Annotated in this window: 11 protein-coding genes and 2 tRNA genes; 9 read left to right on the forward strand and 4 right to left on the reverse strand. The window is 37.8% G+C overall.

Annotated elements, in window-relative coordinates; genetic code table 11:
- Nucleotides 1-178: 178 nt before the first annotated feature.
- Nucleotides 179-1,414, reverse strand: coding sequence for a hypothetical protein (locus H6731_03550; protein ID USN51493.1), 1,236 nt, complete (start codon nt 1,412-1,414; stop codon nt 179-181).
- A gap of 174 nt (nt 1,415-1,588) precedes the next feature.
- Here H6731_03550 and H6731_03555 point away from each other — a divergent pair, with 174 nt between their 5' ends.
- On the forward strand, nt 1,589-2,383 hold the full coding sequence (locus H6731_03555) for a hypothetical protein (GenBank protein ID USN51494.1): 795 nt from the start codon (nt 1,589-1,591) through the stop codon (nt 2,381-2,383).
- Nucleotides 2,384-2,459: 76 nt separating this feature from the next.
- A tRNA-Lys gene (locus tag H6731_03560) sits at nt 2,460-2,535 on the forward strand.
- Nucleotides 2,536-2,624: 89 nt separating this feature from the next.
- Here H6731_03560 and H6731_03565 read toward each other — a convergent pair.
- The gene (locus H6731_03565; GenBank protein ID USN51495.1) at nt 2,625-3,254 is read right to left on the reverse strand and encodes a hypothetical protein; all 630 of its coding nucleotides are present in this window, start codon (nt 3,252-3,254) and stop codon (nt 2,625-2,627) included.
- A 236-nt stretch (nt 3,255-3,490) separates the two neighbouring features.
- On the opposite strand from H6731_03565, the gene H6731_03570 reads away from it, so the two are divergent.
- The 4 genes from H6731_03570 (at nt 3,491) to H6731_03585 (ending at nt 8,470) form a co-directional block, all read left to right on the forward strand.
- Nucleotides 3,491-6,316, forward strand: a complete 2,826-nt coding sequence (locus H6731_03570) for an insulinase family protein (protein USN51496.1) — start codon at nt 3,491-3,493, stop codon at nt 6,314-6,316.
- Between the two features lie 12 nt (nt 6,317-6,328).
- A complete protein-coding gene (locus H6731_03575) occupies nt 6,329-7,735 on the forward strand; it encodes a sodium:alanine symporter family protein (GenBank protein USN51497.1) in 1,407 nt (468 codons plus the stop codon).
- Between the two features lie 74 nt (nt 7,736-7,809).
- A tRNA-Glu gene (locus H6731_03580) sits at nt 7,810-7,884 on the forward strand.
- Between the two features lie 145 nt (nt 7,885-8,029).
- The gene (locus H6731_03585) at nt 8,030-8,470 is read left to right on the forward strand and encodes a hypothetical protein (GenBank protein USN51498.1); all 441 of its coding nucleotides are present in this window, start codon (nt 8,030-8,032) and stop codon (nt 8,468-8,470) included.
- A gap of 132 nt (nt 8,471-8,602) precedes the next feature.
- On the opposite strand, the gene H6731_03590 is transcribed toward H6731_03585, so the two are convergent.
- Together H6731_03590 and H6731_03595 are read right to left on the reverse strand one after the other, a co-directional pair.
- Nucleotides 8,603-10,366, reverse strand: coding sequence for a hypothetical protein (locus tag H6731_03590; protein USN51499.1), 1,764 nt, complete (start codon nt 10,364-10,366; stop codon nt 8,603-8,605).
- Entirely contained in the window at nt 10,363-11,406 is a 1,044-nt protein-coding gene (locus H6731_03595) for an aminopeptidase (GenBank protein ID USN51500.1), read from the reverse strand. The genes H6731_03590 and H6731_03595 overlap by 4 nt, the downstream gene beginning before the upstream one ends.
- Nucleotides 11,407-11,696: 290 nt before the next feature.
- Here H6731_03595 and ssb point away from each other — a divergent pair, with 290 nt between their 5' ends.
- From ssb to H6731_03610, 3 genes are all read left to right on the forward strand, one after another.
- Nucleotides 11,697-12,152, forward strand: a complete 456-nt coding sequence (gene ssb, locus H6731_03600) for a single-stranded DNA-binding protein (protein USN51501.1) — start codon at nt 11,697-11,699, stop codon at nt 12,150-12,152.
- A 151-nt stretch (nt 12,153-12,303) separates the two neighbouring features.
- Entirely contained in the window at nt 12,304-13,338 is a 1,035-nt protein-coding gene (locus H6731_03605; GenBank protein ID USN51502.1) for an aldo/keto reductase, read from the forward strand.
- 17 nt (nt 13,339-13,355) lie between these two features.
- Nucleotides 13,356-14,402 (forward strand): class I fructose-bisphosphate aldolase, encoded by a 1,047-nt coding sequence (locus H6731_03610; protein ID USN51503.1) that lies wholly within the window; start codon nt 13,356-13,358, stop codon nt 14,400-14,402.
- Nucleotides 14,403-14,437: the final 35 nt, after the last annotated feature.

The following is a 14,437-nucleotide window of genomic DNA, read 5'->3' on the forward strand; positions in this document are numbered from 1 at the left end:
ACAACAGAGCTGATAGCCTTAATAACGACAAACTCAGAGTGTTTAAAAAATATTTTTTTATCAACTTCGAAATTATTTTTGGCAGGTACTGGTGCCGCATCTAAATTTTTATCTGCCTTCTGCTACAAAGTTGCCATTTTTTTCACACACAACTCGATTATATTGTAACGGCAACAACTCAATTCTGTTTAGCATTCAAAGATGAGATTTGTTGCTTCCAATAATAATTGGCATCTGGGTGGCTGTGTTTATTGATATTTCCTTGCTCAACTAAAAACCCTAGCACCATTTGCAGATAGTGTATCAAAGCCTCTTGGTACTCTAAAGGATAGTTCGCTATATACTGGTTGATAAAATAGATATTGGCATCGATAGATATCTTGCAAAGTTCTGCATTAAAATGATCCTTTGCGCATTTACCAAAGTTACTGCTCGAATAAAATAATAATTTCTCCATCTCATAAGCGATGATACGACCCTTTTCTACGCTACCCATAAATGTCTCATTATCAATGAAACTGATAAGTCCACTATTTTTATCGTAGAAAACATTAGCCCAGTGAGCATCGCCATGGGTTATGGTCCGGTAATATTCCAAGACATGCTTAGGATCAAATTGGTGAGGCAGCGAGTTTCTATCCATAAAATACTGATGAATAAATGCTAAAGCTTTGGCAAAATCTTTGAGAGCCAAGGCAAGCAGGTTAAAATCTTTTTTAGCAAATATGCTTGCTAGATCTTCTCCTTTGGCTGCTTCGATCAAATAAAAATAATTTTTATCTCTTGGCAAAGAATATGAAGGAACACCAAAATTAGTTATAACTCCAAGATTCGAAGATTTTTCTTCAGAATAGGAAAAAAAATAGTGCGGAATAACAATGGCAATATCATGTGGAAAGTATGAAAATATCTTTCTATTCATATTCAAAAAGGCCAGATTCTTAATTTCTCCACTATTGGCACCATTCACCTCTTTTAAAAACCAACGAGAATTATTTATGTTTTTGGCACATGCAGGCTTAATTTTTATTTCGGCGATAAATTGTGCGAAATAGCTACTTATGGGATGCACCTCACTATCAACACAGGCATAGGAATTATTTGCGTTTACCGTTGCGTTGAAAAAATTATGCTCAAATGCAAAATCAACAAAAAAGTCTTCTACTGTTTCCTTTGATAAGCGTGGATAGATGTTAGTCTCAATAATTTTGGGTTCATTAAAATTAAGGACTGAAACCCTGCCATGCTGTTCTAGGAATGCAGGCTTAAAATTATCGAGTTTTTCTTTGCCAACAAATTCACTCAACGAATAGGCTTGATTGTATCCAGCAATTGAAGCTTGATTATATGCCATTAACACATTGATATTTAAATAAAAAAATATCATCAGCTTGATAATAAAAGCATTATTCATAATTCATCACAACAAAATTAATTCCCTCCCTAACTAACAATAAGACTTAACAAATTCATTCAATCTGCAGAATTCTTTAGATCAAATAGCGATGCTTGCTCATATTTTTGGATTCTGCTGATAATTTGCCTAATAGGACTGGCGAGATTATGTTTGCCACCTTAATACGAATCCATGACAATACTTCACACCATCACTGAACTCAAACAAGGCGCGTTCTTTCAATCACCTTTTAGTCTTGCTGCTTTAAAAATTAATGGCCCGGATGCCAAAGATTTTCTGCAACGCATGTCTTCTGCTAATCTTTCAAAGCTTACTCAAAAAACATCTCAGACCACATGCTTTCTCAACAAGTACGGGCGGCTTATCGACAGAGTCTTGGTTATTATCAATGAAGACGAAGATGACAGTTATTTTTTAGTTAGCAGTTTTTATGAGCCTAAAAAATTACTTGATTGGCTTGAGCAATTTCATTTTATAGAAGATTTTTCCCTATCCATTCATCATCAAAAAGCATACGTGGTTGTTGCTCATTCAAATACTATTTCCGCTGCGAAACTATGGTGTTCTCAATCAAAGCTGCACCTCACTTTTTTTGTGCAGTTTGATTCAAATTATCCTCCACTCAGCGCAAGTGAGTGGGAGAGCTTACGCATTGCATGCTCTATGCCTTGGCACAAGGAAATCACTACTCGCTTCATGCCCCAGGAAGTCGGCCTTTTATCGGATATTTCTTTGGATAAAGGATGTTACGTGGGACAAGAAGTCATAGCAAAAGCGATCACCTACCAAAAAAATCCCAAATTTTTACAGGGGGTTGAGCTAAGCAAAGACGATTGGCACAAGGCCCACACACATGAAGCAATAGGTGACAGTAAAAACGAAATTATCTCCTTGGCACCATGTTTTAGTGAATCTTTAATCAATGCATTAACACTTGTTGAAAAGAGTTCTTTGGCAAAAAATTAAATTTATTTTAAATAAGTTGCTAAAAGTTGCTTGACGATTCTTAAGACAGACATTAATAGAAAGAACTTGATTGGCAGGGTTGTTAGCTCAGTTGGTAGAGCACCGGACTTTTAATCCGATGGTCCCGAGTTCGAGTCTCGGACAACCCACCAAAAAACTAAGGCCTTCTTTTGGAAGGCCTTTTTATTTACTCATAATAGCCAAAAAGCTGTTACGAGCAGCAATCTCTTGCATAAAATTATCACCACCATAACCATCCGACTGAAAGTTCAGCCATGATAGGAATTTTTGTTATGCCATAATATGCGGAAGTCAAATAATCTGTGTAGTATCCCATCTTTTCTTTTTTGCTTAGTAAAAACTCCCACTCAAATCCCACACCAAAAGAGACCAAATATCCAAAATCATAGGTTGTCTCATAACCAATCATGAGTGAAGGTGTTAAGGCCCATGCAGGTTCATCTTGCCCAATCCAACTCATGCCAGCGCGCCCAAGTGCTTCAATGTACCATCCATCTAAAGAGTCATACTCATGAAAATTAGTTCTAATCCCAGCACCGAGATTAAAGCGCTTGATTGCAAAAAAGTTCATTTCCTCTCGTTCTGGGTGATAAAAAGGAAACTCAATCGTGTTTTGATAACTAGGCGATACGACCAATGAGAAATTTCGTGCCAAACCCAGTAAAAACCTGCCCTCAAAGGTCATGGAGGTTATCCCTGCTAAGTTAAATGAGAATCCAATAGGCCTTTCATAAGGCACGACATAGGGCTTGGTTATGTATTTATTTTTCATTTCTTCTTGCTGTGCAGATAAGCCAAAGCTCAAAAAACCAAAAAGAACTAAGAAGAATTTCATAGCAAAACGTTCCATTGTAAAAGACCTGCCGCAAAGTATACATTTAATAAATTTGGCTTAATTTCATAAAAAAGCAAGTTTGCACAGCTAGGCTTAGTTTTTATGTCAGCAGCAGTGAATTCGCCAAAGCCAACAAAAATTAAATTAATTGCCCAAAATGAACCCGAGCAAAAAGCTCGCTCCCTAGTTATTAAAACCCCCATGACAACTAAAGACAGGTGAATAATATGCAATTACGCTTGAGGTGACCGATGAAAAGGCTTTCATTATTACTTGTTTATTTATTTCCTTACATAGTGCTAGCTTCTTTAAGCACCTTAGTGCTTTCCAATTGTGTCTCTTTCCGTTCCTCTATAAGCAGCTCAATAACTCCTCTTGTTGAACAGGATAAGCTTAAAAACGGCCTCTCGCTCTATCTCATGCGCCATACTTCCCCTAAAAATCGATGTTTTCTACGCCTCAACGTAAAAGTGGGAAGTTTTCACGAATCCAAAGATGAAAATGGCATTGCACATCTTATTGAGCACCTCGCGTTTGAAAACCGATTGCCGGACTCCAAAAAAGAGCTGGCCCTTTGGTTCCAAGAACAAGGCATGAGCTTTGGCTCAGATATCAATGCTTACACCACGGTCGATCATACGGTCTTCCACATGAACCTCAACAATTGTGAAGAGCAAAGTATTAGAGACGGGCTTAAAATTTTTCATAGCTTTCTGAATAAAATTAATTTTGATGATGATCTGATAAAAAAACAAAAACTAATTATTGATGAAGAAGAAAGGCACTACAAAAATAGCATTAGCAAGCTCAACGAAACTATTGCGCAGAAACTATTTGCAGGAACGCTTTTCGAAAATAATTTCGTTTTGGGAGAAAAAAATATCCGAAACGCTATTACAAAAGAAATGCTCATAAATTTTCATCAAAAATTCTATCAACCTAGCAATGCCCAAATAATTATTGTGGGAGACATCAATAAAGCACATTTAAAAAATGAAGTAACTACTCTTTTTGGTAAGCTAGAAAATACTCAGCCCATTTCAGCACTCGATCGCGGAACTCCTTCTTATAAAGAGCCTGTATTTATTGCCCCAAGTTCAGAAATTAAATCAGTAGAAACAGTTTTTATTTTGCAGCCCAAGAAATTTAATTTGGCTGAGTTTAATTATGAAAGTTTGCAAAAAAAATTAAGCTTTGAGCTCGCTATCAGTATGCTTTCTGAAAGCATAAATAAAAAATCTGCAAAACAAGCAGATGACGAACTGCGACCAGCAGAATTTTATGGATTTTTTGATAACTATCAACAACCAGAGCTCAGTCTTAGAGTATCAAGTACCCTAGAAGATCAAACAAGTGCGTTCAGTCGGGCTTTTGCCCCCTTAAAACGAGCCCTCGATCACGGATTTAGTCAGGAACAATTCAATAGAGCCCTCAATATTGAGCTCGATAATCTAGAACAAAGTATTGTCCAAGAATCTAATTTGCAATCAAGTAATTGGGCGCAAAGAATTCTTAACTATATCAATCAAAGAGGGCCACTGAGCGATGCCAAAACATTGGCAACAGTATCGAAGAATATTTTAAAAAAGATATCCATAAGCGACTGTCAAAAAGCACTTTGGAATGCATTTAATAAATCTAATCATTATTTATTTTCATTCGGTGATATAGAAAATAACGAAGAAAATATAGACAAGCTACAGCGCATACTGTCTGACTCTTTGTCTCAAAAAAGCAAATCTCTTAAAGAAAATAAACACTCTCAAATAAAATTTTTGTATGCAGTCACAAACGCTACAGCAAAAATTAAAAAGCAAGAATATTTTAAAAACATCGATAGCCATTTAGTACAATTTGCCAACGGCACTCGACTGATTGTCAAAAATCTTCCTTTTAAAAAAGACACTATTTTGCTGCAAATCAATAATGATCGAGGTCTTGCCTCTATGAATCAAATGGAACGAGCCCATATGGAATTGGAAGGCTCAGTACTTTTAAATGGAGGACTCAAGAAACATACTTGGAAAGACATAGGCAAATTGATGCAGGATAAACAGCTCAAATTGTGGTTTAACAGCTCTCTAGAGCATCTCAGCTTATCAAGTGTGGTGCGACCAAAAGATTTTCTTTTTGATCTTGAGCTTACTCGCGCCTATATCACCGATGCTGATTTTAATATCAATGCACTCAAGCAAGGAAAAAAACAGCTCCAACAAAATTATGAGGAAAGTAAACTATCTTTGGGTTGGCCTTTGCAGGTTGATTTCCCCTCGTTGTTAAGCAAGCACGACCCCCGCGCCTACCGCGCTCCATTATCCTTGATATCAAATATCTCAAGAGAAGACCTTCTTGAGTGGCACCGTAATTGGATTAAAGAGCGTCCTCTTAGCATTACCATCGTGGGTGATATCGATGTAGATAAAGCCATAAAAGAAGTAGGCATGGTATTTGGTTCTCTACCAAAACCACATGCAAAAATATTTGAAAAGCCTCAGCCTATTACATATGAGAAAAATATCCATCGCAGCTATAATACTAAAGCCTACGATGAAGCATCTCGAATCATTATTCGCTATCCCCTTGATATCAATACAGAAAATCAATATTTGCTGCCTTTGGCCAAAAATCTTATTCAAGAAATTTTATGGTTCAAATTGCGTGAAGAACAGCGAGCTATTTACTCTCCCCAAGTTTATGCTGCGACCGACGCATACGGACTCATGCAAAATATTTTAGATGTCTTCTTAATAGCCCAAAAAGATAAGGTTCAGGAGATTAAGAAAAGCGCGATCGACATCATACATAAATTGGCTGCAAATGGAGTCTTACCCGAGCAGTTGAATAGCGCTAAAGCTGCACTGATAAATTATCTCAAAGGAAATAATGAAGATTTAACATATTGGCTTGATTATTTGACGTCTAATCAAAATCAACTTGCCAAACTTAAGCCCCCGCAAGATGATGTAAAACACGTTGAAAAAATTGACCTCAAAGAGATGAATAATTATTTAAAAATATATTTTCTATCTTCAAACAACTCAACGGCAATTATCAACTCAACCACTAAAAAACCATAGGACTGAGTAAAAATGATATTAGATCTCATCACCAATATGAATGATTTTTTATGGAATAAAATCGTATTATGGTTTCTATTATTGGCTGGTTTATTTTTCACTTTGTATTTACGTTTTGTCCAGGTGCGTTTCCTAAAACAATCCATCGTTGCTCTTTTGGGCAGCAATAAAACTGGCATAAAACAAATCTCTTCTTTCCAAGCTCTCTGCACAAGTCTTGCTCAACGTGTAGGCACTGGTAATCTTGCAGGCGTGGCTACTGCTATAACTTATGGCGGTCAAGGCGCAATTTTTTGGATGTGGATCACTGCTATTTTAGGTGCTTCCACCTCATTTGCAGAATGCACACTGGCACAGGTTTTTAAAGTCAAAAGAAAAGACGGCTCATTTTATGGTGGCCCTGCTTACTATATTCATATAGGCCTGGGTTCAAAAACTATTGCAGCAATTTTTAGTGTGTTTATGATCGTTGCTTTTGGTTTTGTTTTTAACGGAGTACAAAGCAACACTATCGCTCAAGGCCTATTAAGCGCTTTCTCTTTGAACCCGCTCATATGCGGGATCCTTCTTGCCCTTGGTGCAAGCGTTATTATTTTTGGTGGCCAACAAAAGATTGCTCAGATAGCAGCCAAACTCGTGCCGTTCATGGCTTTATTTTATTTGTCGCTTACCCTCATAGTTATGCTCAGCCACTACCATGAAATTCCACTATTAATTGGCAATATTATTGATGATGCCTTTAGTTCAGAAGCGCTCGTTGGAGGCTTGGTAGGTCACAGCATCAAAGATGCTTTTCGCTACGGAGTTGCAAGAGGGTTATTTTCTAATGAAGCAGGTTGGGGGTCGGCACCAAATGCAGCCGCTAGCGCAGCGGTTGATCATCCTGTGCAACAGGGCATTGTACAGATGCTTGCTGTTTATATCGATACACTCTTCATTTGTACATCAACAGCATTCTTGATTCTACTGGCACCAGGTATCGATATGAATGCAAGTGGCATTGTTTTAACTCAAAACGCAGCCCTTATTCATTTTGGTACTTTCGGACACTTTTTTATCGCTATCGCCATTATCTTTTTTGGCTTCACAACTATTTTAGGCAACACTTTTTATGGAGAATCAAATATTCGATTCATGAGCAATAAAAAAATATACATCACTCTCTACCGTATCAGTGTCTTGTTGGTAGTAATTTTTGGTGCTCTGGCTCAAGTCCCTCTCATCTGGCAAATGGCCGATTTTATCAGTGCCTTTATGGCAATTATCAATCTTTCGAGTATTATTTTGTTGGCCGGAATTATTAAAAAAACTGCTCAACACTTTGCTGAACAATTCTTAATCAACAATGATAATTTCTCACTTTCGGTTATCGACATTCACGATAAATCATCCTATGACCTTGCTTACGACGATCACTAGTGCAAGAGTTTTTTAAAGTTTTTTTAAAAACCTGCTTGACACAAGTAAGATTGGTGATAATAGCAGTATCTCCTGTCCCCATCGTCTAGCGGTTAGGACATCGCCCTTTCACGGCGGTAACAGGGGTTCAAATCCCCTTGGGGACGCCAAAATATAGATTGTACCGGCAAGCATATGCTTGCCTTTTTTTATAAAAAATTTATACCATCGGTCATTTGACGGATGTTTGCATTAATACCTTTAAGTAGAGTTTCTCCATCAAAACTATTCATAAGAATAGTTAAGGAGAAAAATATGAAAAAAGTTATACTATCATTGCTCACATTAACAACAACCATGCTTAATGCAACACCTTCAGCAGGCCTGATGTGCCGAAGTGATAACCGCTTGGAAAATGGTTCCTTGCATGAGTTTATCCTCGCTCCCAACGAAAATGGCTATTCACTACAAACCCAATATGTACCTTCGCTTGACTCTCCCAGCATAGAAATCGATACCTGGGCTCAAAAACTTTCCTGCCTGATCGATGAGAAGGCTCGTTTAGCTTTTTGTCAAAATGAAGATGGAGTACAAGCACAAGTCACAGAACGCAGAGAATTTTTCTACGACTCGCTAGAAGAGTCAAAGAAAAAATCTACCAAGTATATTGATATTTCTCTTAGTGAAGGTGGGGAAGTAAGTAAAAAAATAAGTTTTGCCGCTAATCACTGCGAAAGCTTTGGAGGTCAAGCATAAAAAACAAGCTGAATAAGAAACGCTCGCACTGTTTAAGCATAAAAGCAAACAAGGCTCATATTCAGCAAAAAGCTCATAAGTTTAAAAGGCCCTCCCCCCTTGCAAGAGAGGGCCTCTTTTTTGTCTACAACTCTAAAAAGCTTGACCCATACCAAAACTTGGTACTGCCACGTGTTGACGCTGCCCAGGGCCAAAAATAGGAAAACCAATATCCAAGCGAAAAACTTGCGAGCTAATCTGCGGCGTCAAAACTCTAATTCCAAAACCCAAAGTATGCGTAGCATTGGCTTCATCCCATTCTTTAAAAGCCGCACCCACATCATAAAAAAGCACGAAGCCCACATAGGTGATCCACAGATCGACAGGCGCGCTTCTAATTTCTAAATTCGTGCGAAAAGCTTTGGCATCTTTATAAAAACCTGACTTCACTCCTCTTACACCGCTATCTGCTCCTAAGGAAAAACTTTTATTGTCTCGGTTATCAAGCGCAGTAGAGAGCCTTCCGTCAAAAATTATGCGGCCCAAGCCCAAGATTTTAGGAGAGACCAGGCTTAAACCAAATCGATAGGTATTATCATTAAAGCTTCCATCATAACGATTTGTGGTAGACACAGAAAGCTTTCCAAATGAATCACTACCAAAAGGCAACAGATAGGAAAACTTTGAGATTGGACGTATAAAATTAGTATCGCTTAGTAAAAAATTTTTTGAAGAAAAATCGATGGAAAGGCTGATATCAGGGCCAATACGCTTATTTTCAGCCAATTTAAAATTATTGTAGTCATAAAGGTTTAGGTATTGATTTTGAAAATAGTCAAACCCAAAGGTGACATAGCTTTCAAATTCGTCCTTAGGCAAAACATGCTTTTGAAAAGATTCTTTCTCCTGTTCATTCAGTTTCATATCTTTATTGATAGAAGGTCTTTTTACGTTAAAGCCATAACTCGTCCAAAGCTCCTTTTTGTAAGTAGACCCAAATGATCTCCGGCCATGTAAACTTCCTTTAGCATAGCGCCACCGATAGCGCCGCTCGATTTCTTCTACCTCAACGGTCTCTGGAATATCAAAACGCCTGATCTCATTGCCATTAAAATCGATGATCGGCTTGGAACCACAGCGAATTTTAAAACCATAGCCCCACTTATCAGTTTCAGAAATTAAGGGGCGATCTATTGAAAAATTCCCTTCAAATCCATCTAGCTTAAATCTGTCTCGAGAAAAAACTAAGCCTGGGTGTACACTCAGTTCAAATGGCGAACCAAATAAATGAGGATCAAAGTATTTTACAGAAACAATATGCATAGCCTGTTTCATCGCATAGATTGCGGTAGCTGACTTATTGCTGCCTAAAATATTATGTTCGCCAAGGGAAACACTAAAATCTGTGATGGTATCGAAGTTGCCCTGAAAATTAAAACTAGGTCTCAGGCTTAATATATCGCGAGTAGCTACCAATAAATCTATACTATCCTTACTCGAAGAATCTTTTCTATGAACAGGAATAATCACTGCTAAAGAACGAACCAAATTTTGATGCCTCAGGCTTTTTTCGCTATCTCTTATGGCTGCAGCATCGTAGATTTGTTCTTCTTTAAAAAATAAATACTGACGAATAACATACTTTTTTGTATTGACATGGAGTTTATCAAGAACAGATAAAAATCCCGCTTCTTTGCTAAAAGGTGATTTTGTATAGATGTAAATTTTTTTGATCTTTTTGCCAGTGGGATCATCATGTGGCTCTAACCCATAGAGGCTTAGCCCCTCATCAACGGTCATCCGCTCAAGTTCAGATATGTCTTGGTAGAGAGCTGCCAAAGCGGACTTTGAAAACAGGATCATAAATACAGTGGCAATAAAAATAATTTTTTGTAGAGAATTTGAGTTATGCATCACACACTTTCCTTCAAAGAAATTAAATGTGCTTTAAGGTCATGAAAGGGATCTTTCGACTGTGATAACAAAGAAAGTACTCTAAAGAATGTCTCAAAATTTTCTTTTGACTGATGAAATAATTGCACAAAAACATCTTCATCAAAATTATATCTTTTATATGAAAGTAAAAATGCATTATTTACCTGCTCCCAATCAAGCGACGGAAGACCTTCATTTTTAGCTAGAATCTTATATTTCTTTTCTGCCTGTTGCAGCTGAAGTTTTTTTTGCAAAACTTTAGTATCAAAACTCTCATCTGACGAATAGATTTCATTCAAAGCGTCATAAAGTTTATTAAAAAAATTAGTAAAAATTTTATTTTGAAGTTGAGACTTTTTAACCTGTTTAAACTTTGTACTTTCCGATCCGTATTTATGAGCAAAAAACAGCTGCGCTCCCATTTTTCCCACAAAATTGGCAAAACTTTCGTTAAAGGGCGTCTGCTCTGGAAAATAAATAGTAGCGTGAGCAAGTTCATGAATAATCAATTCAACCAGGGATGCATCATCCATACGAAGCATACTGGGCCATACGGGATCCTCAAAATAGCCCAGTGTTGAATACCCGCTTACTCCTCGTTTCATTGTATCTAGTTCAAGTTCTTTGAGTTGCTTGAGCTCTTTCAATGCATCCTTTTCATCAAAAAAACCTTTGTAAGGAACCGCACCTATGATGGGAAACCACCATGTATAAGCCTTAAAAGCTACTTTATCACTAGCAGAAATATTATAAATTTTCTTATCCCATTCAAGATTTATTGTTTTGTAGTTTTTATCGGCTTTAAGGTTGAGTTTACGCTGACTAAACTCACGAACTTCCTGAATTAACATAAGTTTTTTCCGATACTTTTGATCTAAATGAGGAAGTCGAAGGGCCTTTTCTATTTTTTCTGAACCAAGAATTAATTCCAGCTGATAAGTCCCCTGCTTAATAACATAGAGGCTTGAGCATCCAGAAAAAACACTCACATAAAAAACACATGCAATTAAAATATTTTTCATAAATTAATCATCTAATACATTCATAAAAACCGCCTATTTTAATATAAGTTTTCTTACAAAGATTGGAAATTACATAGTTAAGACAAAGAAATTTTTTAAATATTTTTCGGACGATACCGCAGCCCGGGCGATGAGCTCATGAGAAAAATTATGTTTTTGAAACACTCTAAGCCTCTCATCAGATCTTTGGCCGATAGCTTCAAGGAGGCTAAGTATGATAAGCCGCTTTACACCCCTCATGATTAGCAATATGTAGGGAAAGCTAGACTTTTGTTATACGAGGATTTGTTATGGCAACAGGATTAAATCGAGTTTCATTAATAGGCAACCTGGGAAAAGATCCCGAGGTGCGCTACACCCAATCGGGAGTTTCGGTGGGGAATTTACGGCTAGGAGTTACTGAAAGTCGCAAAGAAGGTGATGAGTATAAAAATCACACGGAGTGGGTAAGCGTAGTATGTTTTGGTAAAACAGCTGAAAATGCAGCTAAATTTTTACAAAAAGGACGCCAAGTATTTGTTGAAGGCCGTCTACAAACTCGTTCTTGGGAAGATAAAACTGGGCAAACTCGCTATACTACTGAGGTGGTTGCCAACCAACTACTCTTCTTAGGCTCAGGACAAAATCAGTCAAATAACGGCGACAATTTTTCTCGCTCAAGCAATTCTGATTTTTCACCGGCCTCTTCATCAAACTCAGAAGATTCGCACAATGGCTTTGTTGAAGACGATGACATTCCTTTTTAATGCAAACAACTGAACTTATATTTTTTAGCCCGTTCCTATGCGGGCATTTTTTTTTGCTAAAAGTAAACAGACATAGAACTGCAAAAAAATTAAGGATGGGTTGTATTGCGCTTTTGCATGTCGATGTAAGGAGAAAAAAACGGAGGTAGTCATGAAACTCAGGCAATTAGGAAATAGTGGCTTATATGTCAGCAGACTTGCACTCGGTACTATGACCTTTGGCGAGGCAGATCAATCATCGATGTTCTACGGCATCGGTTGTAAAAAAGAAGAAGCCTTTAAAATTTTGGATCATGCCATTGAGTCGGGCATCAATCTCATTGACACGGCCAATGTTTATGGCCAAGACGGCATGACTGAAAAATTGTTGGGTGATTATTTTTCCGATCGCAAAAATCGCGAAGAAATTATACTTGCTACTAAGTTTCGTTTTTCTATGGGCGATCTTCCTCATCAATCAGGAGCATCGAAAAAACATATTCTTTTTGCAGTAGAAGAAAGTCTGCGCAGACTTAAAACTGATTACATAGATCTTTATCAAGTTCACATGCAAGACAGCAATACTCCAGAAGAAGAAACTCTACGCACCCTCGATGATCTTATTAGCCAAGGCAAAGTGCGCTACATCGGTGCGAGCAATTACATGGCTACTCGCTTTTTAGATGCCCACTACATAAGTACCATGAATCATTGGTCTCACTACTGCTCCATGCAAATGCAATATCATCTTTTGTGCCGGGACATTGAACGAGAGCATGTATCTCTCTGCCAAAAACACCCCACTGGTATTCTGGTCTGGTCACCACTTGCAGGTGGTTTTTTAAGCGGAAAATATATCGATGACCGTATTGAAGAAGGTACGCGCTATTTTGTTAAACAAGACTGGGCCAAACGATTTAACACCGAACATAATAAAAAAATTGTTGATTTGCTCAAAAATATAGCCCAACAAAATGATAGAACACCATCACAGATAGCCATTGCTTGGTTACTTGCTAAAGATTATGTCTCCTCGGTTATTATCGGAGCCAAAAATCTTGGGCAACTCAAAGATAATCTGGCAGCTCAAGATTTTGCGCTCAGCTCAAAAGATCTCGAAGAACTCGATCGAATTAGTAAGCCTGATTTTGGCTATCCTTATGGATTTATTCAATCAAAACAAAAAAATCTTGAAGAAAAAAAGTAAGACTAAAGGATTATTACATGACACACATCGAATCATTGCTAGAAGATCACGCATCGCTTTTGAGTCATCAATGCAATACCATAAAAAAAGATGAGCTTTATTTACCGAGTCCCGACTTTATTGATCAGGTCATGGCTGACTCAAATAGATCACCAACTGTATTGCGCAACCTTGCTTCTATGTTTGCTCATGGGAGACTTGCTCATACCGGCTACCTCAGCATTCTCCCTGTCGATCAAGGAGTAGAACACTCTGCAGGAGCATCTTTTGCACCCAACCCTCATTATTTTGATCCAAAAAATATCATCGAACTTGCCATCGAAGGTGGATGCAATGCCGTAGCATCAACTTATGGGGTGCTTGCTTCAGTAGCTCGAAGATATGCACATAAAATTCCCTTCATAGTCAAAATCAATCACAACGAAACACTAAGCTACCCAAATTCATACGATCAAGTTTTGTTTACGCAAATAACACAAGCATTTGAAATGGGTGCAGTAGGCATTGGCGCTACAATCTACTGGGGATCACAGGAATCTCATCGACAACTGCAAGAGGTCAGTGAGGCTTTTGCTCAAGCGCATGAGCTCGGCATGTTTACGGTTTTATGGTGTTACCTAAGAAACAGCGCATTTAAAAAAGATGGCATTGACTACCACGCATCAAGCGACTTGACAGGACAGGCAAATCATTTGGGGGTGACTATTGGAGCAGATATTATCAAACAAAAACTGCCCACCAATAACGGCGGCTATAATGCTCTTAAATTCGGCCACACATCAGACCTGGTTTATAAAAATCTCACCACTGATAATCCCATTGATTTAGCTCGCTACCAAGTTGCTAATTGTTACATGGGACGCATAGGCCTTATTAATTCAGGCGGCCCCTCTGGTAAAGATGATCTAAAGCAAGCGGTATTAACTGCAGTAATCAATAAAAGAGCTGGAGGCATGGGACTTATTTCAGGACGAAAAGCTTTTCAAAAAACTCTTAGCGAGGGCGTTGCCTTGCTAAATGCTATTCAAGATGTTTATCTCAATAAAAACATCGACATCGCTTAAAGATTGTTTTGTAAAAATTTTTTGCCTGAGCTTCT

Source organism: Myxococcales bacterium, from assembly GCA_023898405.1.
Lineage (GTDB): Bacteria > Myxococcota > UBA727 > UBA727 > JABDBI01.